Raw genomic sequence first — 24832 nt, 5'->3', positions numbered from 1 at the left:
AGGAGTGGAAGATATGAAAAAGAAGAGAGGGAAAAAGTGGATAAGCGTGGTTCTGGCGATTATGCTGATTGCTTCACAGGCAGCAGCTATGACGGCTTTTGCAGAAGACAGTGATGGCCAGACAAAAGCAGTCATAGCATCGGAACAGGCCGATGCAGGGTCGGAACCAACTGAAAAAGCAACAGTGGAAACAAAAGGCAAGGCAGAGAAAGAATCGGAAGTGAAAGCTACCGAGAAGACGGAGCCGACGGTAAATACAGCTTCGGAAACCAAAAATAAAATCCAAGCAAAAGATGAAATCCAGCCGGGCACAAATCAGGACAAAAAAGACAAGAAAAAAGTAGAGACAGAGGCTAACCGTGAAGAACCAACCACGGAAGCGACAAAAGAAGTATCTCTCTATGAGATCAGCCTGGAGATACCGGAATTAAACGGAACGGTAAAGGTAAGAGCTGCTGACGGCGCTGTAACGGAAGTGACAGAAAATACCTATCACACGAAAGCGGCTCAGGGCGAACATGTAAAACTGGAGATTTCCCCAAAAGAAAACTATGAAATCGCTCAGGTTCAAGTAAATGGGAGCAGAGCGGAAAGCACCGAACTGAACGGAAATACCGCAGTTTACCGGATTGGGGACATAAACGCGGACCAGAATATAAAGGTTTTCTTTAAAGAAAAAGAGCAAATTACTAACAGCGCGCCCATAATAAAAGCAGCGGCCGCAAACGCTGCGGGCCTGAAGGGAAAACCGCAAAAAGGAAAGGACAAGCCCTCAGGCGGGGACAGCGATTTTCAGAAATACGAAAAGAGCGGTGAGTTCATAAGCATCAATGAAGGGCCGTATAAAGGCTGTGTTGGAGTAAAGCTTACCGGAAATTGTGCAGTTGTCAAACAGGCAGGATTCGCCATTCTCTGGACACAGTCCCCGCTCACCGAAAGTGAGCAGCAGGAAGCCTGGGATTATTTCAAGCAGAACGATAAGAGTCTTGTAAACGGTGTTACCCGTTATTTCTACACATCCGGGATGGGAGCATCCTATACTGTGTCCGGGACAAATGGCGGAACCTACTATTTCGGCGTGGAGATAGACGGAGCAACTTATGTGCTTGCGCCAAGCGCGGACAAGGTAAGCCATTTCAATATAGGCAACTTTGAGCCGTCAGGAAGCAAGCCTGTGACTTTAGAACTGTCTGCATCCAAGACGGTAGGGGGACAGATACCGACAGCCACGGAGAAATTTTCTTTTAAGGCTGAACCGGTCAGCGCTCCGGCGGGAGTGAGCCAGCAGCCGCAGACCGTAGAAAACCAGGGCGGCAGCGTAACCTTTAGCTTTACGTATGATAAAGAAGGCGAGTACGTTTATAGAATACGGGAAGTCAAAGATAGCGGCGGCAAAGCCTATGTTTATGATGATAAAGTCTATTACGCAAAGATAAAAGTTACTTCTGCCTCAGGCAGTCTCAAAGCGAATATAGTTGGATTTTATACGAATTCAGCATGCACGCAGACTGTGACCGGCATAGAATTCAGCAACAGTAGGCTGGCGCCGATAACTGCATCCTTTAAGGCGAAAAAACATATAGACGGAAAGCCATTCCAGGGATATGACGGGCTGTTCAAATTCAAGGCGGAATTAGTCAACCCCGGGGGCATTGACTACGCGACCAGATCTGTGGAGGGGACCAATACGGCGGACGGTGATATTACCATAGGACCTGTGACATTGGAGCAGCCAGGCACCTATATTTATCAACTGAGCGAAAATGCTATGATAAGCTCTAGCCATAACTTTGCCTATGACCAACAAAAATATTACGCAGAGGTTAAAGTGGTAGCAAACGGAGAACGGCTGAGTCAGACGATAACATATTATAAAACGTATGAAGATGGAATAGTGAGCGAACCCATAAACACGGAACCAGTTTTCAATAATACGACTCCGGAGATACTGCCGGTTAATAGCATTTTTACAGCGAACAAAACTGTAGACGGAAAAATTCCTGGGGAAGACCAGATCTTTTCCTTTAAGGCGAGCCTGCTCAGCAGCAGTCCGGATCGAGACGGAGCTCCAGACCAGATTCTGGCGCAGAACAAGGGGAATGAGGTTTCATTTGGCCTCCTGCAATTTACAAAGCCAGGCACCTTTTTGTATAAAATAGAAGAACTGCCTAATCCGGACAACAGCAGATATGTGTATGATTCGACCAGTTTTTATGTAAAGGTTGTGGTATGGATAGCAGATGGTGCACAAGACCGATTGATGGCCTCCAGGCAGTATTACAAGGATGAAACATTCACCTCAACCGTAGCAAAGGTAGCCTTTGACAATAAAACCAGGACCGCATCTGTTTCCGGAACCAAGACCTGGATCGACGGCGATAACGAGAGCGAAACCAGACCGGGCTCCATTACCGTGCGGCTGATGCGGGATAACGAGGAAATCGATCATCAGGTGGTTACGCCTGATCCGCAGACCGGAAACTGGACGTACAGTTTCAGTGGTTTGCCTGAATTTGATACCAAGGGAAAAGCAATTAGCTATACAGTGGAAGAAGATAACGTGGAAGGCTATGAAACAGAATATCAAAAAACAGAGGAAGGCCTTGATATTGTCAATACGCTGAAACAGGTAAATGATGTGAGTGTTTCAGGAGTAAAGACCTGGGAGGATCACAATAATGCATATCAGACCAGACCGGATCAGATAACCCTTACCCTGTACGGGGATGGCCAAAAAGTTGACGAACAGATCGTTCGGCCTGATGAGGACGGCAGCTGGAGGTATGCGTTCAGCGATCTCCCAAGATACAGCGAGGATACAAAAAAAGAAATCAACTATACAGTAAAAGAAACCATGGTGGGCAATGAAGAAACGGAGTCCAGCGGATATCTGCCGTCCTATATCGGTGGTAGCCGTGAAATCGGGATTGTCAACACTCTGATTGAAGAATATTATCCGATTGAAGGAGAGAAAGTCTGGGTAGATGACAATAATGTCAAGGGACTCAGGCCGGAATTCATTTTAGTAGATATTCTGGCCAATGGAACGGTCGTAGATACCATTCGGGTAAGTCCGGACGCAAACGGCGATTGGAAATATATCTACGAGCCTGAAGTCTATTATGATAAAGAGGATAAGCCGATTACCTATACGCTGAGAGAGCGGGAGGTTCCGGGATATACCGCATCTTATGCGGCAGACAGTTTCAATATCATCAACACCCTCAACAAAGAAGAGGGGCCGCCGGAAGATGTGATCCAATATTACTACGATAACGGCGGGGATGATGGGAACAAAACGGTCATTACAACTTCGTCCACAAAGACGACAGTATCTAAGGATACAAAGGACGTGAAGAGCGTTCAAACCGGCGATGACATGGAAATTCTTCCATTGGCAATTCTTGCCGCACTGGCAGCCCTTATGGCGCTGGCGGCGTTTATCAGAAGAAGGCCGGATGAAAAATAAAATTTCGCTGTGAATGAGCGGATCGTATAATAAAAGAAACCGGAGCAGCCAAAGGGCAGTTCCGGTTTCTTTCTGGCTTAGGATTAATCTTCAAAGATCGCCGCTGTTTTTTCCATGATCTCACTGATCGGCAGGTGCTGCGGGCAGTGATCCTCGCAGGCCTTGCAGCCCACACAGTCGCCGGGCTGTCTGCCCTTGGTGAGCCATGTGGGGTAGTCTTCCTTGATTTTGGGGTTTCCTTCATAGAGAAACCATTCGTTATAAAAATTGATTGCCGTTGGGATGTCGATTTTTTTCGGGCAGGGCATGCAGTATTTGCAGGCTGTGCAGGAATACTGTATCAGCTTGTTGTATTCATCCGATACCCGGTCGATGATCGACAGCTCCTTTTCCGTCAGGCTGTTCGGCTCAGCGTCGGAGAGGATGCGCAGGTTTTCCTCCAGCTGCTCCTTTGCGCTCATGCCGCTTAAAATCACCATGACTTCCGGGTGGTTCGCTACCCAGCGGAAGGCCCATTCGGCAGGAGTCCTTTGGATCTCAGCCTGTTTCCACAGCTTTTCCACGGAGGAAGGCAGCGCATCGGTCAGCTTGCCGCCCTTCAAAGGTTCCATGATTACCACAGGAATATTTTTTTCTGCCGCGTACCGGAGGCCTTCTTCACCGGCCTGGAAATCCTTGTCCATGTAATTGAGCTGGATCTGGCAGAAATCCCACGGATAGGCATCGATCACCTCTTTGAAGAGAGAAAGCTCATCGTGGAACGAAAAGCCGATATGCTTGATTCTGCCCTTTGCCCGCTGCTCCTCCAGGAATTCCATCAGTTTAAATTTTTTCGCCCGTTTCCAGACAGGAACCGTGATGTTATGAACCAGATACATATCGATTACATCCACCTGCAGGCGGCTGAACTGCTCTTCAAAGAGCTCCTTCATTTTTTCTTCGTCCTTTGCCAGCCACACGGGCATTTTGTCCGCCAGCAGAACCTTTTCGCGATAACCGTCTTTCAGCGCCTCGCCGACAATTTTTTCGCTTTCGCCGTCGTGGTACATATAGGCGGTATCCACATAATTTACCCCTCGGTCGATGGACTGGCGGATCATGGAGATCGCCTCTGCGCGGTCTACGGTCCCGTCCTCTGAGAGGGGCAGACGCATGGTGCCGGTTCCAAGGAGGGAAACCTGTTCTCCTGTTTTGTTAAATGTACGATATTGCATATATTCATCTCCTTATCTTTTGTGTTATACTATTCTGAGCGAATTGATACCGGCGTTGCCGCAAGGTGCAGAATAAGTGAAAGATGCTCGACTCGGCTCGCATCTTATACTATTTTCATCACTGAATACGGCGTTGCCGCAAGGAAGAAAATAGTGAAACTTGCTGCGACGTGGCTTGCAAGTTATACGATTCTGGTCTGAATGAGTCGGGGCCGGCTTGCGGGCTGCGGTAACTTTTCAAAAAATTGATGCAAAGTTACGCAAAGTTGTGGGTCCCGCGGGTGTTCGAAACTGTAAAAAACGAAAATTTGTGCTACCGACTGTTTTGAAGGCCGCAGGATCGTTGAAAAGTGCGTAACTTTTCGAAAAAATCGGGAATAGTTACCGGAACCGCCGTTTGCGGCACAGCGGCTACGAGCTGCCGGATAAAACTTTACGATATTGAACGGTCGCACCATAGATTATAACCAAGGAAAGGAAGAATCGCAATGGAAAATATCATAAAACAACTGGATGGATATGCGGAAGAAGCGCTTTTTTACCACGATCTGCCGGGCCTGGCCATTTCGGTAGAGGTGGGGGAAAAGGGCCCCGCGCATCTTCGGGGACTGAACTATAAAAAGGCTTTGGGCGTAAAGGATGTTACAACGAAGGAACCCCTGATGCCGGAACATATTTTTCATATGGCGTCCGTATCCAAGCTGTTTACTTCCGCGGGAATCCTGCAGCTGTGCGAAAAGGGAAAGCTGAGCCTTACGGACCGGCTTGCGGACCTGCTGCCTTACGTGTCTATCGCAGATGAGCGATATGGGGAAATACAGCTGATTCATATGTTGACCCATACATCGGGAATGGGCGATGTGGAGGACTATCACTGGGATGAACCGCAGACAGATGAACTGGCACTGAAAAACTACGCCCTCAGCGGGGAGGTAAAGGATTCCCATATGCTGTGGTCTCCGGCGGAAAACAAATTCCGCTACAGCAATATCGCCTATGAGCTTTTGGGACTGATTATCTCGGAAGTATCGGGGCGGAGTTACGAACAGTATATGAAGGAATTTATCTTAGACCCGCTGGAAATGGACGATTCCACATTCCTGACTTTTGAGCGGGCGGATGGCAGCCTGGATCTCAAAGACTTGAGCCGGGCGGGAATGGCGATGCCCCATACAAAGGACAAAGAAAAACATATTATTTTGGAAAACTATTATCCGTACAACCGACAGCACGGCCCCAGCTCGACGCTGACCAGCAATGTTTTCGATTTGGCCAAATGGGCGAAGGCTCATCTCGAGAGAAAGTTTTTCAAAGAGAAAACTTACGAAGAAATATGGAAAAAGCGCGCCACGGTCCCCAATAACGGAGAAGGAATGGGCCTGGGATGGTTCATGCGCCGTCAGGGAGAATACGATATCTATGGACATGAGGGCACGGATGACGGATTCCGCGCCAGCTTCTGGATCTGCCCCGCGCTCTGCGCCCACGTTACCGTGGTGTCAAACATCAGCCGCGGAGCAGTAAAAAAGATCAATAAAAAGATTTTCGAAATCCTTATTCGTTCCGTATAAAATCGAGGAATTCGTTGAAATCCTCAAAATCGCTCTGGATGAATTCATAGAGGATCGGTTCCTTGAATTCGTACTTGGCTGTCGCCATCAGATAAGGCGCCAGCACGCTTTTCCGCAGATCCCGCTCCAGGGCGTGGATTCCGCTGAGGCTGTAGGAGGAAACGATCAGCTGGCCGTAATCGGTGATGTAATACAGCCCGAAAACGTCCTCGCTGAGACGGAAAATCCGTTTGTTGACATGATTGTTATTGTTATTGAACGCAAGAAAAAGCTTGCCATTTTCATGGGGCGTCATCATCGTTCCATGGGTCATTTGCCCGATGCTGCTGCTGAAATCTTCAGGCGTCATGAGAACTTCATACACCGTAACGAATTCAGGACGGGAGAGCATCATCGCCGCCTCAGTGGGGCTGACCGGAAAGCCGGAACACTTTTCAAAGGAAGTGATCCGGTTTTTATTTACGGTTATTTCCGATACCAGCAGCGTGTACTGATCGTTATATTCGATCAGGGATTCACACAGATAAGTACCCGGCTCCAGTTCGTTTTCGTCAATGGTGTTCTTGCACAGAGTCGCCGGACGATGTTCGGCGTATATGTCCAGAGGAAATTCCCCCTCGGTGAGCCAGGAGGCCGCTTCATAGTCGTGGCCAAAGCAGCGCATCAGAAAATAATTGATAACCTGATAGGCGGAAACAATCCGGTCGCACTGCTTATCAATCAGCAATTTCTGCTCATTGGGGTTGAGCACCGTGGGATGCTCGATGAGAAATTCATATTCCTCCCGGCCTTCCGGCAAGGGCAGCTTGTGACGCTGGTTAAAGCGAGCGTACTCGCACAGCAGATATCTGGCTTCCCGCTCCGTGACCTCCACCTTTTTGCCGCCCAGCCCGCCAATCATGGCCTGCTCGATGGCAGCGATCTCTTCCACATTGTTGCCCGAGATGCTCTTGTAAGTTTCAAATCCGTATTCTTCCGCGTCCAGATAAAAGAACTGGTGAAAATCCGGAGAAATCTCCTGCTCAGGAATCCGCCAATGTATATAAAGCCCCATAACGCCCATCAGACGGGTATCGGTGACATAGGCTCCCATGAAATATTTTTTCTGCGTTTCTTTCGGAGCGCTGAGTCCGCCCTCGATTACTGTAAAATTTGGTTTGGTCAAAATTGGTACCTCTTTAAATTATAATACATAAAGTATAACCCATTTTATAAAAATTACAAGTAGGCATAGCACCTATTGACAAGCAGGTTAAATACTATATAATATATAAGGTAATTAAAAAACATATAGAAATCCTTATTAAGAGCGGCAGAGGGAATAGGCCCAATGAAGCCCGGCAACCTAGATGTTTCTCAAGGAACAGAAAAGGTGCTAAATCCTACAGAATAGTTTATTCTGAAAGATGAGGAAAGATAACGAAAATATCAAACCTCTTCTTTTAAGAAGAGGTTTTTTCGCTAGATGAGGATTCTATGAGAAAAGAGGAGGAACAATTGATGAAAAAACTTTTTACATCAGAATCAGTGACAGAAGGGCATCCGGATAAAGTCTGTGACCAAATCTCAGACGCCATTTTAGATGCGATCTTCGAGCAGGACCCTTACGGACGCGTAGCTGCGGAAACCACGGTGAACACCGGATACGCGATGATTATGGGAGAAATTACTACCGAATGTTACATAGATATACAGAAGATCGCCAGAGACGTGATCTGTGATATCGGGTATACCAAAAGCGATTACGGGTTTGACGGCAAGACCTGCGCCGTGCTGACGGCTATCGACGAGCAGTCGCCGGATATCGCGCTGGGCGTGGATAAAGCGCTGGAATATAAAGAAGGCGTTCTGGCCGATGAGCCGGAGGAGACCGGCGCCGGAGATCAGGGCCTCATGTTTGGCTTTGCCTGCAATGAAACCCCGGAACTGATGCCGATGCCCATCGCTATGGCCCACAAGCTGGCAAGACGCCTGACCGAAGTGAGAAAAGCGGGACTGCTGCCATATCTGAGACCGGACGGAAAAACGCAGGTAACGGTTGAATACGATGACGATAAAGTAAAGCGGATCGATACGGTACTGATTTCGTCCCAGCACGACCCGGACGTGACCCACGACCAGATCCAGGCGGACATCATCGAACAGGTGGTAAAACCGATTATCCCCGCGGAACTTTTGGATGAAAACACAAAATACTTCGTCAACCCTACCGGCAAGTTTGTTATCGGCGGGCCCCACGGGGATTCCGGGCTGACCGGCAGGAAGATTATTGTAGATACTTATGGCGGATACGCACGCCACGGCGGCGGCGCTTTCAGCGGTAAGGACCCGACGAAGGTGGACCGCTCCGCTGCTTACGCGGCCAGATACGCAGCAAAGAATCTGGTGGCGGCAGGACTGGCCGATAAATGCGAGATCCAGCTGGCGTACGCCATCGGCGTGGCAAAACCGGTATCTGTTCTGGTAGATTCCTTCGGGACCGGAAAGGTTTCCGATGAAAAGCTGGCCCAGCTGGTGGAAGAACATTTCGACCTGCGGCCCGCGGCCATTATCCGCGATCTGGACCTGAGAAGGCCGATCTACAGACAGCTGGCGGCATACGGACATTTTGGCAGAACGGACATTGACGTGCCTTGGGAAAAGACAGATAAGGCCGAAGCTCTGAAAAAGAGCGCAGGCGTTTTATAAAAACAGGAGGAATGATAAATGGGCATAAAAGTAGCGAAATTCGGCGGTTCCTCGGTGGCGGACGCCATTCAGATCGGAAAGACGAAAAAGATCATTGAGGCTGATCCGGATCGGAAATACATCGTGGTTTCCGCACCGGGAAAACGGTTTGACGGGGATACCAAGGTAACGGACCTGCTGTACCTGTGCAAGACGCACATTGAACACAACCTGCCTTATGAGCAGCTGTTCCAGGTGGTGTGCGACCGCTATAAGGTTACGGAGGTAAACCTGGAGGTGGAAGTGAATATCCAGAAATACCTGGATGAGATCAAGTCGAATCTGGAAAAGGGAACGACTTCCGATTACATTGCCAGTAGAGGCGAATATCTCAACGCCATACTCATTGCGGCATATCTGGGCTACGACTTTGTGGACGCACAGAGTCTCATCCGCTTTAACGCCAAGGGCAAGATGCTGGCAGAAGAGACCGACCAGGCATTGAAGGCAGAGCTGGCAAAGCACGACAGAGCGGCCATCCCCGGCTTTTACGGCTGCAGTCCGGACGGCAGCGTCAAGACATTCAGCAGAGGAGGCTCCGACATCACAGGAGCGCTGGTGGCCAGGGCCGTAGGCGCAGAGGTTTATGAAAACTGGACCGACGTATCCGGTTTCCTGGTGGCGGACCCGCGTATCGTGGAAGGTGCCAAGCCGATCAGCACCATTTCCTATAAGGAACTGAGAGAGCTTTCCTACATGGGAGCTTCGGTGCTTCACGAAGACGCCATTTATCCGGCAAGAGTCGCCGATATTCCCATCAACATCCGCAACACCAACCGGCCGGAAGACGAGGGTACCCTCATCACTGCCGAAGCAGGACCGCTGGAAGACGGACAGATTATCACCGGTATCGCAGGCAGCAAGGATTTTACGGTAATTGCCCTTTACAAGAATATGCTCAGCGATGAAAGGGGCTTTGTCCGCAGGCTGACGGGAATTCTGGAGGACTTTGACATTCCTCTGGAGCACCTGCCCAGCGGCATTGATACGGTATCGGTCGTTCTTTCCAACAAATCCATCGACGGCAGACTGGACGAGATTCTGGAACAGTTCCAGCAGCAGCTCAAGCCGGATACCATCGACGTATCCGAGGAGGTGGCGCTGATCGCTACGGTAGGCTACGGTATGTCCGACCGCCCCGGCGTATCGGCAAAGCTGTTCACAGCTCTTGCGGAAGCAGGCGTGAACATTCGCATGATCGACCAGGGCTCCAGCGAAATGAACATTATCGTAGGTGTTGAGAATAAAGATCTGGAAACGTCGATCCGAGCCATTTACAACGCTTTCGTAGAATAAGAACATGAAAAAACAGCGGGCAGAGGAGTTTTTCTCCTTTGCTCGTTTTTATATCTGTGGTATGATTTCCATAATAGATTGATTCCGATGACAGTAGGAGATAAACATGAACATATGGGACATCCTGGGAATCCAGGAGACAAACGATAAAAAGGCGATTCAGGAGGCCTACCGAAAAAAACTGACCGTTACCCATCCCGAGGACAGCCCGGAGGAATTCATGGCTCTGCGGGCCGCGCTGGAGGATGCGCTGAAAGCCGCGGACAGAATTGACAGCGGCGACGAAGGCGAAGCGCCCACGCCGGAGGAAACCTGGGACGACGGACCGGTAGGCGACTGGATGCGGCGTGCGGACCAGCTGTACCGCCATTTTTCCAGGCGTATCGATCCGACCCAGTGGGAAGAACTGTTGAAAGAAGACGTGTGCCAGAATCTGGATACAAAGACGCTGGTGAGAGATGCCCTGCTGGAATATATGCTGGACCATTTTTTCCTGCCTCAGTCCGTGGTGCGGATTTTGGACAGCTATTTCAGTTTCATGGAAAATATGGATGAGCTGAGGGAAAGTTTTCCTCAGGCATTTCTCGACGCGGTCATTGTTGAATCCATAGAACAGCAGGAATACCCGCCGTACAAGTTCCTTTACGGCGACGACAGTCTTCCTTTTGACGAATACCTGCGCCTCAGCTCCGGACTCAGCGGATGCATCGCAGAAGGGGATACGAAGAAGGGCAGGGAGATTTTGGAGCAGATGAAGGCGACCGGAATCCGCTCCCCATATTTCCAGATCGAAAAGGCGAAAATCTGCTGTCAGGAAGAACATTATCAGGAGGCCCAAGAGCTCATAGAGGAGCTGCTGCCTGAATATGAAGAGCTGTCCGATGTGAGACTGATGCGGGGCGATATCTGTTTTTGCCTCAACGACTATGAAGCAGCGCGGAGGGAGTACAGCCAGGTGCTGCAGGAGGAGCCGCTTTCCCAATGGGGACGGTTTGGGCTGGCGAAATGCTATGTGAAAAACGGGAAACTGAAGGAAGCCAACGAAATCTTATGCCAGCTTTTGCAGGAGGACCCTTACGATCAGAGCGCAGAGGAATGGCTTCATGAGTGTAATGAGCTTTACATAAAAGACTTAAAGGATCGGCTCAGGGCGGACGGGGAAAACCAGGAGCTGCTCTTTGAGCTGGGATGGGCCTATTTCCAAAACGGAAAATACGAAAATGTTTTGGAACTTTTCGAGAATATAGAGCCGGAAGAAGCTCACCAAATCCAATACAACAGCCTTATCGGAAGAAGCTGCCTGTACGGAGGAGATGAGAAGGAAGCCCTTTCCTATATAAAGGCCTGGGAACAGTGTCTGCGAAACCTTACGGATACGGAGGAAAACCGAAGGAAAGTGGAAGATCAGCTGCCCTATGTGTTCCAGCTGGAAAGCTCCATTTACCAGAGCCTGGGGCAGACGGAAGACGCTCTGTCGCTGCTGAACCAGCTCTTGGAACAGAATCCGCGGGATGGGGAGGTTCTGCGACAGAAGGGACAGATCCTTTACGAGCTTTGGGACTTTGAAGGCGCAGTGGATGCTCTGACCGGCTCCATCGAGGCGGACCGAAATTCCCACGTGTCCTATTTAATGCGGGCAAAGGCTTTCTTCCATATGGATTATTACGGCGAAGCCTTTGACGATTGTGAGCGGGCTTTGGAGATTTACCCCTATGAGCTGGCGGCCTATGTTTATAAGATAAAAATTCTCATTGAAGCAGGCGAGCTGGAAGAGGCGGAGGAAACCATCGCCTATCTGGAAGGGGAAGAAATCTCGGGAAGTGAACTGGAATTTCTCAAAGGATATATTGAGGAAGCCAGGGAGCGGTATCTTTACGCCAGGCGTATCTATTACAAAATCATCGAAGACACAGAGGCAAAATCTGACCAGGAAGGCATTTTCGAGGTGGAAAACCTGGCTGAGGTTTATCATCACCTGGCCGTTATGGAGTATAATGGTGAGGAGGATGACTTTACCTCGGTGGTGGAGCTGATCGATCAGGGCCTTGCTGTCGATGAACGTTATGTGCCGCTGCTGGAAATGAAAGCGGAAATCGCACAGGAATGCGACCGCCCGGAGGATGCGCTCCGGCTGTACCAGCGGATACGGGAGGCGGCACCGGGCCGTATCGGCATCTGCGGAATGATCGACGGAGTCTACCGGGAACTGGAGCAGTGGGATAAAGCCCTGGAGTATGCCAATCTCCAGCTGCAGCAGACGGAGTCGGCCTACGCGTATATGCGCAGAGGACAGATTCTAACCTGCCTGGACCGGCTGGATGAAGCCTGGGAGGACTTCAGCAAGGCGGTCCGGCTGGATCCGGAGCTGGAATACACCTACAATTATATGGGCGTGATTCTGGAGTTCCGCGATCAGGAGGAGGAAGCGCTGAGCTACTACAGGAAAGCCATTGATATGGGCGAACAGACAGGGGAAACCTGCGAGGAGGCTTACGCCAACGCAGCCAATCTCCACTGCCGAAGGGGCGAATACGAAAAGGCGCGGCAACTGTTGCAGGCCGTGTATGAAAAGACAAAGGAAACCAAATATCTCTGCCAGCAGATTGAAATCTGCAGGCTTTCCGGAGATTTTTCCAAAGCACGGCAGGCGCTGGAGGCATATAAAAGAGCGGAGCAGCTGGGTGATTATGATTTTATATACAGATGGGAGAAAGCCCATATTTTCCGCGATGAAAAACAGACCGCTGATGCTCTTGTGATCTATGAATCCGAAGGAAAGTCGGAGCCGGCGGCGCTGAAAGAAGCGGGAAAGCTCCTGTATTATAAAGGAAAATACCGCAAGGCATTGAAATACTTTTTTAAGGCCATCGCAGGGCTGGATCGGGAGCATTGCTACGAGGAACCGGAGTTCGTGGAAGCCGACTATCATCTATGGGCGGCGAGGGCCAGCCTCAAGCTGGGGAAAAAAGATGACGCGGCGCTCTTTGCGCGAAACGGGCTGAAAAAGATCCCCGATGATTTCGAACGTTCCCTGGGCCACTGCCTGCCGATGATCTATCAGATGATGGGAGCGCTTTACGCGACCCAGGGAGATTATACAAGTGCGCAGGGGTTTCTCGAGAAAGCCCTGCAATTGAGAAAATGTGACTATTGCAACTATGGATGCTGCATCGACGCTCTGTATGAGCTGGGATATCTGTACGAGCTGACGGGAGATAAGGAGCGGGCTCTGAACTGCTATAAAGAAGGGCTGCGCTTTGCTCCCGCTGACAACGACTTATCCTCCGCAGCGGCGAATCTGGAGTAAAAGATAACATGAAAATCGGAATTGACTTAGGAACGACCAATTCATTGGTGGCATATTATACGGACCAGGGGCCGAAGATTATCCCCAACCGGCTGGGCGAGAATCTGACCCCTTCCATCGTCAGCGTGGATGAAGAGGGAATGGTCTATGTGGGAAAAACGGCGAAAGAGCGCATGTCCACTTTCCCCGACATGACGGCCTCTCTGTTTAAACGGAGCATGGGGACGGAGAAGGAGTTTTCTCTGGGAAACAGCAAATTCCGTGCGGAAGAGTTGTCCTCACTGGTACTGCGGGCGCTGAAAGAGGATGCGGAGAGTTATCTGGGAGAGCCTGTTACGGAAGCGGTTATCAGCGTACCGGCCTATTTTAACGATATACAGCGTAAAGCAACTAAACGGGCGGGAGAGCTGGCAGGCCTGACGGTGGAAAGAATCATCAACGAGCCTACGGCGGCGGCCATCGCTTATGGACTTCACAATCGGGCGGACCATACCCGCTTTCTGGTGTTTGATCTGGGCGGAGGAACCTTTGATATTTCCATACTGGAACGGTATGGAAATATTATGGAGGTGAGGGCTATCGCAGGAGATAACTTCATTGGAGGAGAGGATTTTACCAGGGTGCTTTGCGGCATGATGCTCCATGAAAACGGCATTGATGAGGATTCGCTGACGGCAAAGGAGCAGGTATATCTGCAGAGGCAGGCGGAAGCCTGCAAGCTGGGGTTCTCTGACAGCAGTGTTTCGTCCATGAAATGCGTGCTTAAGAAAGAAACCTACGAGCGGGAGTTTTCCCTGGAAGAGTACGAGAGAAATTGCCAGCTGCTTCTCACCCGCATACGAAAGCCCATTGAACGAAGCCTGAAAGACGCCAACGTGCGCCTTGCCGATATTGATGAAATCGTTTTGGTAGGCGGAGCGACGAAGCTGCCGATCATCCGCAATTTTGTGGGCCGCATCTTCGGGCGCATACCCAACACGGACGTCAACCCGGATGAGGCCATTGCCATGGGCGCGGCCATTCAGTGTGCCATGAAGGAGCGGAATCAGGCGGTGCGGGAAGTGGTTCTCACGGAGGTCTGCCCTTTTACTCTGGGGACTTCGGTAGCTGTTCAGCGTTTGGGAGAAATGCTGGAAAGCGGCCATTTCCTCCCGATCATCGAGCGCAATACCGTGATCCCGGTCAGCAGGACCAACACGCTGTACACGGCCGGCGATTTTCAAAGAAAGATAACGGTAGATATCCTGCAGGGCGAAAGCCGGTTTGCCAAGAATAATCTGCTGCTGGGGGAGATTACGGTGCCGGTTCCGGCGAAAAAAGCGGGCGAGGAGTCCATCGACGTGACCTATACCTATGACATCAATTCGATTCTGGAGGTAAAGGTCAAAGTCAACTCCACCGGTGTCACGAAGAAGATGGTCATACAAAAAGAAGGCTCCCAGCTGACAAAAGAAGAAGCCGAAAAGCGTATGGAAGAGCTGAACTATCTGAAAATACATCCGCGGGAGCAGGAAGCAAACAAGCTGCTGCTGTTTCGAGGAGAACGGCTTTATGAAGAGGCCACCGGTGATCTCCGGCAGGAAATCGACTTTTTGCTCAGCCAGTTTGAAGCTGTTTTAGACAAACAGGATCAGGGCGCTATCGATCAGGCCAGAGGGGAAGTAAAGGAAGCTCTGGACGAAATCGAGGCGGCCATGGAGGACGACCTGTTTGATTAAGGATAAGGAGGAAGATATGAAAAGAAAAGTTTGTTTTATGTTCATCAATGGTGAGATCAAAGCGCCGCAGCGCAGCGTCATGGAAACCGGAGAAAACGGGGAGATGATCCTGGTGGGTGTCGGCAGCTATGAATCCGCCGCAGAAGAAGCAGTTAAGCTGGCGGATGAAGGCGTAGTGGCTCTGGAGCTGTGCGGAGGCTTTGGCACCATCGGCCACGCGAGGGTTACGGAAGCGGTGGCGGGCAAATGTCCGGTGGGCGTGATCCGCTTTGACAATCACCCGGGCTACGACGGAATGTCCGGCGACGAAAAATGGGGAGCTAGATAATTTCATATGGCTGTCCGGCTAAAGAAGGGACCCTGTGCAAACTGCGGGAAACGGTTTGTACAGGGCCTTTCTCATTTTTGTTCTACAGCTTTTCACGCCGATAGTTTTCCATGGCGACGATCAGTTTCGCGGACAGCTTGATCAGCTCCATGGCAGCCTGGCGCAGGTCCAGCGTTTCGTTCTTGATTCCTTTTTCTATTTTATCCATGAGGGCCGTCTTTTCCTGAATAATGGCGGCGGAATCGTCCTTTTCATCTAATTTCCCGCTGGGAATCTGAAAGACGCCGATTTCCCGAAGGGCGTTTTCGTAATCGAGAGGGCCATCTCTGTGTATCAGCAGATCGATCTCATTGAGTACCTTGGAGACGTGCATGGTGGTTGCTTCCAGATACTTGATGTGGAGCTGGCGGCGCTGCGTTTCATCGTCAATTTTTCGGTAATGGTTCATCACCATGAATCCGGACAGCCAGCCGGAGAGCATCCCGGTAATCATTCCCACTGCCACGGAAACAAAGATTTCGTACAGGTTCAAGCTTATTCACCTTCTTTCACACTTTTTTAGTGTTTTCCGCTGGTGGCTGTGATATTCATGAAGGCTGCGGAACGGGGAAAATCCTTTATCTGGAAACGAGCTTACTGTTATTGACAATAGTTTGATAAAGGCGTATGATTAAACCATACAATTGAATGGGCAAAGCCGGGGAAACGCGGTGACGCAAAGCTACAGGGCCTGTAAAATGGCAGCCAGCTGCGAAAAAACATAGAATGTGTTTCTATTTATTTTTGCTGCGTCATCCTTTGGGATGATTTTTTTTGGCCCCGGATATGCTCTGCTGTGTGCAAGGAAAGGATACGGGTATTTCTGTATAAGACAGGTGATTGACATGAAAAAGCTTAGGAAAATCGTTTTGATGGCAGCTATAATCGGGCTTTTAAGTGCTTTGTCAGGGCTGACCGTTTGGGCAGATGAGGCGGCAGCTTCCGGAGCCGATGGGGAGAATGCAGGGGTCATGAAAGAGGGCTCTCATATATATGCCAACGGCGTTCCGATTCTGATTAAACAGGGTGCCGATGGAAAAGCCTATGTGTACGACCAGTCAGGAACGGAAAAGCTGCTGGAAGATGAAGTGGGCCCGGGGACGGCGATCTACGGAGGCGGAAAAAATGTTCCCGTTGAGGGTGATACCAGTATTGTCATTGACAATGTCCAGACTGGGTTTGTTTATGGCGGCGGATATTCGGACGGCAGCGGGAACGCGGATGTAAGCGGAAACGTCACCGTTCTGATTAAAGGTAAAGTCGATGCGTCAACGGTCTACGGCGGAGGGCGCGCCGACGCTGCCAAGGGAGATGCCAGCGCCAATGTAAAAGGGACTGCTTCTGCCAAAATCCTGGCAGATCCCACAGGTAATCACGGCAGCATTTACGGGGGCGGCTACGCCAGCACCAGCGGCAGCTTTCAGGCTTCGGCTGTGGTGGGAAATGCCTATGCTCAGACTAAAGGCAGGACTTATTCGCTCCGGGGCGGCGGCACGGCACATGCCGGCGGTGACGGCAGCGCACGGGCCGATGTAAAGGGGAAGATTTCAATTCAGCTGGATGCTGTCGATATCCGAGAGGTATATGGGGGCGGCTATGCCAGCGGAAAAAATGCCGGCGCCGGTGCCGGCTCCGTTGAGGTGATCGGTAACGGAAATGAAATGATGATCCTCTGCGCAGGAGGAGATGCGGATAAAGGGAACGCGGATATTGCCGGAAACATTCGCATAGAACTGAAAAACTTTTCCAATCTGTACGGATATATTTACGGCGGAGGCAATGCCGTCAACGGGGGTTCAGCAAACGCCGGATCGGTAAAGATGCTGGTTAAAGACAGTATCACCCCGGTAGAAGAACAATTTAAAGATTATTGGGTCTGTGCCGCCATTTATGGCGGAGGGACGGTTGATGCTGCTTCCAAGGCCGATGTGGCCGGTTCCGTTGAAATGGAATTTACCGGCGATAAGCTGGCAGGGAGCATACTGGGAGGAGGAGAAGCCAAAGGAGACGGCTCTGCGGATGTCGGCAGCTCACAGATTCAAATGTCTGAGTGTTCAGGAATTTTTGTAGACGAACTGGATGATACTTTTTATGCTTCGGCAGCGGCAGGCGGTGAGGCCGAGGGAGATGTTCCATGTTCAAAAGCAGAACTTACGGTTTCCAACAGCCAGCTGGATACGGCATGGGGCGGTTATGTGAAGGGCGGACAGCCTTGCCCTCTCGAAGGAACTGCGGTTTTGCAGGTAACCGGTGATAAAACAAAGATCAGGGAAGCAGGTCAGTTTGATACCATTGAGCTGAAACGGCCTCTGTCTCTTGAGAACTTTGTGCCTAAAAAAGAAGGCGTACCGGCGGTGCTGATCGCTCCGGATATGAAAATCGGTGAGACTGCCATAGCCTGCGGCAGCGGTGAAGCGCAGGCCGGATGGTTTGCCCTCAGGGAGGGAAGCCTGGGATATGAGAAAGTGGAAAATCAATCCCTGTGGAAGATTAAAGAAAAGGGAACTGTTGCCATACCGCCGATCAGCACAGAGGTCAAGCCCGGAGTGCCTGACATTGCGATCAAGGATAAAGACGCTCAGAGCTTTTTGTCGGAGGAGGATAAGACGGACATCGCGGCGGGAAGTTTGATTCAGTTTGTTGTCAGAGTAGATAAGGTAGAAAGCCCTTCCGGGGAAGTAGTCAAGGAAGTGAAAAATGCTTTGACAGACAGCGGAAAGACGCTGGGAAGCTATCTGGACATCAATTTAATCAAAATCAAAGACGGAACCGAAAGCAATATTTCTGAGCTGGGAAAATCTATGGAGATGACTATTTCTGTGCCGGAAGAGCTGCTGCCGGATTCCGATATCAAGCGGGAGTTTTCCGTTGTGCATGTACATGAAGAACAGGACGGAACGCTGGTGACTACAGAGCTTTTCGACCAGGACGATAACGACAAAACAGTAACCGTAGCAGTAGACCGATTATCGACATTCGCGCTGGCATATACAGACCACGGTCAGAACCATCAGGTTCCGGCGGCGAATTCGGAGAAAACAGGGGAAGCTAAAGATAAAGACAGTGCGGCCCCATCATCGGCAAACGCAACGTCTGTCCAGGAAACCCCTGCCACGGGAGATGATTTTTCATTGTGGCAATGGGTTCTGCTCGCTTTAGCCAGCGGCGTTATAATTTTTCTCTGTGTCAGACCCTTTCGGAAGAAAGAGCAGTAATGAAGGTACATAGATATGAAAAAGCAGCTGTCCTCTGATTGGAGGAAGCTGCTTTTTGATTCCGCCATGTACATGCGGGAGAATGTAGGAAGCCCGGGAGGGGAGGCGCGCTATGCTCGTTCTCCTTCATCGCTTATCGGTGCGAATATTTCCAGGATAGAGGCGGAATTATGGTAAATCAGGAAATCCTTCGGACTGTGGCCCTTTTCCAAACGGAAAAAACGGGTTTCGCCGTCGGAATTATCATTGATACGCTGCTTGAGCAGAGGCGGCAGGGTCTGTTCCTGCGTTTTCAGGCTGCGAAGGATATTGTGGCAGTTCTCGTTCCAGGGGAAATCCCGGCGGACCAAGAGGCTCTCACAGGGAATTTGATCCAAGGCCAGATGGATATCCAGTGCCGCGTCGGAATCCGTATTGAGCAGCAGGATTGCCTGTACTTCGCCGCCGCTGATTAAAATATGAGTCCCGGCATCGTAAAACTTGGGCTCGGAAAGCTGAGCGAAGCAGTCATAAACCTGATAGGCGGGTGTTCTGAGACCTTCTGCGGTAAAAAGAGCGTTCCGTTCTCCCAGCAGGCGGATGCGGGAGTGCCCGGCCTGCAGGACCTGCTCGAAGGCTGCCGCCGTATCGGGGGCGGCGATCAGATCTTCATCCCGGATGATCTGATCGGCAAAGAGGGGGATCTCCAGCGGCTCCAGAAGCTTCCACAGGCTCTTTTCCAGGTCCTTGTTCCGTCTGGTGAGGCTTTCGTCGAGGATAAAGGCTGCTGGCCGGATTCGCTGAATACTTTCCCGGTAACAGCCCAGATTGAGGGCGGCTTCCAGTGAATCGATGACAATGCGGGGGGCGCAGCGGTCCCAAAAGTTAAGGAAGCTTTTAACGCTGAAATCCGGCTTTACCGTGACCCTTTCAGGCGGCTTGCGGCCCTGCTTGGAAACGTTGAGGAAGGGTGTCAGCAGTGCCAGCGCTTCTTCCTGGGTAAAGGGGTTTTTAAAAGACCGTTCGCAGGGGTGATACTCTTTTCGATACTGAGCAGGCGTTTTCCCATGCCAGGCCGAAAAGCATTTGTTAAAGTAATTAGGCGATGAGAAGCCGCACTCCTGACTGATCTGCATCAGCGTCATGCTGCTGAACACCAAAAGTTTTTCAGCGTATTCCAGACGGATGGCGTTGACAAAGTTTTGAAAGTTGAAGCCGAGGGTCTTCTTGATTAAATGGGAAACGTAATAGGAGCTCAAGTGTTCCATGTTGGAAACATCATCAAGGGTAATCTTTTCTTTATAATTGAGCATGATGTAGCGGGTGATGCGGGACAGTCGCTGCAGGTCATCATGGCTCATGTCTTCCTGGCTGGTCTTATACTGGTAATCTTCCATAAAAAAACCCTGGAAGTGATTGACCAGAATAGAGACCAATTGACTGACCTCTTCTGTCAGAAGGGAGATATTCCGATTCTTTGCCGTATAGTCCGCGGCCATTCTGGAGATGTGTCCCTTCAGACGGGTCAGCTTGCTTTCCAGGAGCTGCTTGTTTCCGGCCGGCCCCTCCATGCACTCCTCACAGACAAAGAACATATAGCGGATATTGGGATAAAGATGCTCAAACCGCCCGGTATCCACATGGACGGACAGCAGCAGAATATCATCGGATGAATCATGAATCTGATGCAAATCCTCCACATCGGCGATAATCAAATCACCAGGATTCAGCTCATAATCCGTATGATAAATCTGATAGTGGGTCGTCCCGCGGAGCACCAGCAGGATTTCAATTTCCTTATGACAATGCTTGCTTTCCTCCCCCACATTGAGAAAAGACAGCTCAAAAGGAAGCTCATCTATATAAGAAACACTTTCCAACAGCATACCTAACCTCCGTTTTTACATAGAACCATTCTAACCGGCAAGCCGCGTCGCAGCGGATTTCAATGGTTCCGTCCTTACGGCAACGCCGTATCAATCAACGGAACCATTATACCACCAACCGCCTCAAAAGGGAAAGCGGAACATACTGGCGGAATTGTCAAAGCAGAAATTTTCATTTTGCCCTGCGACCAAGGTGAGTTTTTGTGGGCAATGGTCGCGGGATTTGCCGGCAAAGTTGGGATTTGGTCGCAAACCCAAAACCATTCTCTGCTCTCTGCTGTAGCAGGGCTGTGTTTTGCCTGCGTTCTGTTCGAGTTCTGCCAAGAAGAAACTTCTATTTAATTTCGCGTTGTAACGTGCTAAATTGTTTTCGGATCTTTTATTCAAAAAATGGGGCAAAAGCGGATCTTTTTTCAACGTTTCTTACACATGCCGGTCAATTTCCAGTGGAAATTTCTAAAGAATAAATCCGCAAACCCCGCAAACCCACATATTTCGTCCGCTGTTGCGCCATTTCAAAGCAAAAAGCGCCAGGTTTCCGGTCGTCGTCGGTCATCTTCTTGTCAGGCGACTCGTAAGTTATAAGCTTCTATATGAAAGGGTACCCGGTCCCAGCGGCTGGCGGCCGCCGGGCATGAATGAAAGACAATGCCAGCAGAGGTAACTTTTTCTTCAAATCGGCATCGGGTTACGCAAAGTTGTGGGTTTGCGGGTGCCCGAAAATGCCAGAAATGAAAATTTGTGCTACCGGCTTTTTCAGAAGCCGCGGAATCATTGAAAAATGCGTAACCCTTTGAAAAAAACAGGAAAAGTTACCGGTTGGGCATGGAGGGCACATGGCTTTACGGCAGGTGGGGCCTTGTGAGAAACGGCCCAAAAGGCGGATTGCTATTTTTATCAACAAGAAAGCCGAAATGAGCCCGTTGTTGAATAAATGTGCATATTGCCAAAAAAGCTGTTAATTCACAGGTTTCACGGAAATCATACTGTGTTCTTTCCTGAAAGTATCGTTTCCCTGCAGTTTTTTTCTCCGCTTTTTCAGCGCAGATAAGTCCAAAAAAATTTCCCCGGTTACATGACTATATAAATCTTGCGCTCAAAGAGGCCGGATCTTGCTCCGGACTCCAAACTTACGAAATAATCTGAAAATATTGGCGGCGAACAGAGCATATAAAAATGCAAAAGATGGCAACAAGTAAATTTCGCAGCCGCTTTCTTTCCGCTATAATAAAACCATGATAAAAAATGATTGATTGGAAAGGTAAGGTATAGAAAAATGGCACTGAAAAAAATACTTGTATTAGGAGTTGGAGCACAGGGTTCCGCAGCAGCAAGAAGACTGGATGTTGACCCGGGCGTAGCAGAAATCGTCTGCGCTGATTATGATAAAAAAGCAGTGGATAATCTGGTAAATGACCTGACAAAGGCCAGAGGCACCCAGGTTGACGCACACAGCAAAGACAGCATCGTTGCTGCGGCTCAGGGAGTGGATCTGATTCTCAACGCTCTTCCGCTGGAATGCACAAAGAACGTTCTGGACGCGGCTCTGGAAGTAAAGGCAAACTATCAGGACTATGCGGCAACTACAGCTCTGCACGAAGACTGGGTTGAAAGTATCCGCATTCAGTATAATGAATATGGCCCGAAATTTGAAGCAATTGGCAGAACCGCCATTGTAGGAACAGGCTCTGCGCCGGGACTCATCTGCGCCGCTACAAGAGACGCGATGCGTTATCTGGACACCTGCGATACCATTTACAACATCGTTTGGGAAGGCGTTGAAGCCAAGAGATTCCAGCCGTACTGGTGGTCTCCTGTAACAGCTCTCCACGATATGAGTGAAGAAGCTTACGCGTTTGTCGATGGCAAGCTGGTTCGCACCCCTGCCTTCGAATTGCCGATCAAGAGACAGTACGATTACATGGATGAGGAAATCACGTTTGTAGAACACTGCCACGATGAGCCGATCCATTACAGCTTCAATGCCGAAAAATTCTTCAAGGGCGCAAAGAACGCTTACTTTAAGTATGCGGGCGCTGGCGTTGATTTCGCAAAACCGCTTTACAGAGCAGGACTGCTTTCTCATAAAACCGAAACCATCAAGGGCGTTGAAATCGCACCGTTCGATGTAGTGCTGGCTCACGTTCCGCCTGCTCCGAAGTTCAAGGAAGAAATCAAGGAAATCATTGACGAAGGTCTTGTTTCCGACTCCGGCTGCATGGTAATCGAAGCCTATGGTAAGAAAGATGGCAAAGACGTGCTGGTAGAAACCCACGTAAATGCTCCGGGACTGGTTGAATCCTATGAAAAATCCGGAATCACAGCGGAAATGTACCTGACCGGTCAGGGCGGATATCTGTTCACAAAACTGTTTGTAAACGACAAGTTCGACCAGACAGGATTAATCTCTTCCGACATGCTGACATTCGAGCAGGTTGACGCTTACTTCGAATACGCGGCAGAACTGGATATCACCTTGGATACAAAGGTAAAAGAATTGTAACTCCTTTGGGGAGTACATACTTCCTCAGGGTGAAACCTGAAAAATATAGAAAAGTCATGTAAAATCGCTTCTTAAAACATAATAGCATAAATCCGAGCGAAGAGAGCGCGCAGTGATGTGGGCTCTCTTTGCTGTGCAGAAATTTTATGAAGGCCGCAGGCATATACTTAATGCAGGGGCAAATAAAATTTGTTATAATAGCTCTACTAACTAGAAGGCAGATGCAGGAGGATGCAATTAACTATGAATCCACTCAATGGCAGAAATCTATTCCATATTATTCGAAGGTCGCTCAATTTTGTCGATGAGCGTCTGGTTGGCCACGGAGAACAGGTGGCGTACATAGTATTAAAGCTTTTGGAAGAAGACGGGAGCTACGACACAAGACAGCGCTGCGGTATCATCTTTACGGCGCTGCTTCACGACATAGGAGCTTACAAGACAGAAGAGATTGACAACATGGTGCGGTTTGAAACCAAGGATGTACAGTCCCATTCCATCTATGGATATCTATTCGTCAAATATTTTTCGCCCTTTGCGCAATACGCTTCGGCGGTATTATTGCACCATATGGATTATCAGGATTTTTCTGAGCCTTCCTGCCGGTCTGAGGATCAAAAGCTGGGGCAGATTTTCAACCTGGCCGATCGGGCGGCCCTTTGCGGGGAGACGCAGCCTGCCAACGCCAATCAAATCATGAAAAAACTGAAAACCTACAGCGGCAGCAAGTTTTCACCCGCTGCTCTGGACTTGCTGGAAAAAGCTGAAAAGCGCGGTCCGGTACTTGGCAGGGTGGACAGGGAAAAGCAGACGGCAGAGCTTTTGAGTCTGCTGGACAGCTGGACGAATGAGGATGAGATCGACCGGTTTTTGCAGATGCTGGTCTTTTCCATCGACTTTCGCAGCCGATATACGGTAGCCCATACCTTTGCCACGGCGCAGATCAGCATGGATTTGGCCCGGATTTTCGGAATGGCGGGCAGAGATTTGCAGCGGGTCAAATACGGGGCCTTTCTTCACGATCTGGGTAAGGTGGGGATTCCTCTCGATATTCTGGAATCGCCGGGAAGACTCAGCGACAGCGACATGGCCCTGATGCGCAGCCACATCCTTCTGTCGGAGAAAATCATAAAAGGGCAGATCGAGGAAGAGACAGCGCTGATCGCGCTTCGCCACCATGAAAAGATGGACGGCTCCGGCTATCCAAGGGGACTTGGGGGCGAGGAGCTGACCATTGCCCAGCGGATCGTCGCCATAGCGGATATCGTCAGCGCCCTGAACGGTGAAAGGAGCTATAAAAGACCTTTTCCGCCGGAACGGGTCAAGTCCATTCTCAGGGAAATGGCGGGCAGCGGCAAACTGTGTCCGATGGTTACCGCGGCCATGCTGGATCACTTCAATGAAATCATCGAAAAAGTAAACAGCGGCAGCAGGAAACTCTACGAGCTGTACCATCATATAGAGGAAGAATACCGGCAAATCCTGAGCAAATATCCGGATTTCGCAGAAAATTAATGTTAAATTCAGGTGAAAAGGGGGTCCGCCCTCTTTTCATTTACCCAAAAACAGGCTATACTAAA

15 protein-coding genes and 2 riboswitches are annotated in these 24832 nt (G+C 49.9%); of the genes, 10 read left to right on the top strand and 5 right to left on the bottom strand.

Translation table 11 applies throughout. The annotated features are described in order from the left end of the window. Positions 1-13: 13 nt before the first annotated feature. Complete coding sequence (locus NE619_RS12420) at positions 14-3469, top strand: Cna B-type domain-containing protein (RefSeq protein WP_256132749.1); 3456 nt, start codon at positions 14-16, stop codon at positions 3467-3469. 83 nt (positions 3470-3552) lie between these two features. Here the strand turns inward: NE619_RS12420 and NE619_RS12415 are convergent, their stop codons facing one another. After that, entirely contained in the window at positions 3553-4683 is a 1131-nt protein-coding gene (locus NE619_RS12415) for an aldo/keto reductase (RefSeq protein WP_256132748.1), read from the bottom strand. A 488-nt stretch (positions 4684-5171) separates the two neighbouring features. Between NE619_RS12415 and NE619_RS12410 the strand changes: the two genes are divergently transcribed. Further along, a complete protein-coding gene (locus NE619_RS12410; RefSeq protein WP_256132747.1) occupies positions 5172-6254 on the top strand; it encodes a serine hydrolase domain-containing protein in 1083 nt (360 codons plus the stop codon). Here the strand turns inward: NE619_RS12410 and NE619_RS12405 are convergent. Next, complete coding sequence (locus tag NE619_RS12405) at positions 6238-7419, bottom strand: hypothetical protein (RefSeq protein ID WP_256132746.1); 1182 nt, start codon at positions 7417-7419, stop codon at positions 6238-6240. The two genes, NE619_RS12410 and NE619_RS12405, sit on opposite strands and share 17 nt — an antisense overlap. Before the next feature lie 132 nt (positions 7420-7551). Next, positions 7552-7667: riboswitch (SAM riboswitch) on the top strand. An 84-nt stretch (positions 7668-7751) separates the two neighbouring features. On the opposite strand from NE619_RS12405, the gene metK reads away from it, so the two are divergent. The 5 genes from metK to NE619_RS12380 all read left to right on the top strand — a co-directional run bounded on the left by metK (position 7752) and on the right by NE619_RS12380 (position 15630). Continuing rightward, on the top strand, positions 7752-8942 hold the full coding sequence (gene metK / locus NE619_RS12400; protein WP_256132745.1) for a methionine adenosyltransferase: 1191 nt from the start codon (positions 7752-7754) through the stop codon (positions 8940-8942). Positions 8943-8960: 18 nt separating this feature from the next. After that, the gene (locus NE619_RS12395) at positions 8961-10277 is read left to right on the top strand and encodes an aspartate kinase (protein WP_256132744.1); all 1317 of its coding nucleotides are present in this window, start codon (positions 8961-8963) and stop codon (positions 10275-10277) included. 106 nt (positions 10278-10383) lie between these two features. Further along, on the top strand, positions 10384-13584 hold the full coding sequence (locus NE619_RS12390) for a J domain-containing protein (protein WP_256132743.1): 3201 nt from the start codon (positions 10384-10386) through the stop codon (positions 13582-13584). 8 nt (positions 13585-13592) lie between these two features. Next, the gene (locus NE619_RS12385) at positions 13593-15302 is read left to right on the top strand and encodes a molecular chaperone HscC (protein ID WP_256132742.1); all 1710 of its coding nucleotides are present in this window, start codon (positions 13593-13595) and stop codon (positions 15300-15302) included. A gap of 16 nt (positions 15303-15318) precedes the next feature. Then, positions 15319-15630 (top strand): DUF6506 family protein, encoded by a 312-nt coding sequence (locus NE619_RS12380; protein ID WP_256132741.1) that lies wholly within the window; start codon positions 15319-15321, stop codon positions 15628-15630. A gap of 82 nt (positions 15631-15712) precedes the next feature. Here NE619_RS12380 and NE619_RS12375 read toward each other — a convergent pair whose 3' ends face one another. Continuing rightward, the gene (locus NE619_RS12375; RefSeq protein WP_256132740.1) at positions 15713-16162 is read right to left on the bottom strand and encodes a hypothetical protein; all 450 of its coding nucleotides are present in this window, start codon (positions 16160-16162) and stop codon (positions 15713-15715) included. 148 nt (positions 16163-16310) lie between these two features. After that, positions 16311-16386: riboswitch (cyclic di-GMP riboswitch) on the top strand. A gap of 128 nt (positions 16387-16514) precedes the next feature. On the opposite strand from NE619_RS12375, the gene NE619_RS12370 reads away from it, so the two are divergent. Beyond that, positions 16515-18884, top strand: coding sequence for a hypothetical protein (locus NE619_RS12370; protein ID WP_256132739.1), 2370 nt, complete (start codon positions 16515-16517; stop codon positions 18882-18884). Between the two features lie 110 nt (positions 18885-18994). Here the strand turns inward: NE619_RS12370 and NE619_RS12365 are convergent, their stop codons facing one another. Beyond that, positions 18995-20749: a helix-turn-helix domain-containing protein gene (locus NE619_RS12365; protein ID WP_256132738.1), complete on the bottom strand. Its 1755-nt coding sequence runs from the start codon at positions 20747-20749 to the stop codon at positions 18995-18997. A 123-nt stretch (positions 20750-20872) separates the two neighbouring features. Beyond that, positions 20873-21166, bottom strand: coding sequence for a hypothetical protein (locus tag NE619_RS12360; protein WP_256132737.1), 294 nt, complete (start codon positions 21164-21166; stop codon positions 20873-20875). Between the two features lie 859 nt (positions 21167-22025). Here NE619_RS12360 and NE619_RS12355 point away from each other — a divergent pair. After that, positions 22026-23252, top strand: coding sequence for a saccharopine dehydrogenase family protein (locus NE619_RS12355; RefSeq protein ID WP_256132736.1), 1227 nt, complete (start codon positions 22026-22028; stop codon positions 23250-23252). Between the two features lie 243 nt (positions 23253-23495). After that, positions 23496-24767: an HD-GYP domain-containing protein gene (locus tag NE619_RS12350; RefSeq protein ID WP_256132735.1), complete on the top strand. Its 1272-nt coding sequence runs from the start codon at positions 23496-23498 to the stop codon at positions 24765-24767. Positions 24768-24832: the final 65 nt, after the last annotated feature.

Source organism: Anaerovorax odorimutans, assembly GCF_024459955.1.
Taxonomy (GTDB): Bacteria; Bacillota; Clostridia; order Peptostreptococcales; family Anaerovoracaceae; genus Hominibacterium; species Hominibacterium odorimutans_A.
The sequence above is the reverse complement of the archived record's forward strand: the minus strand, read 5'-3'. Positions and strand labels throughout refer to the sequence as shown.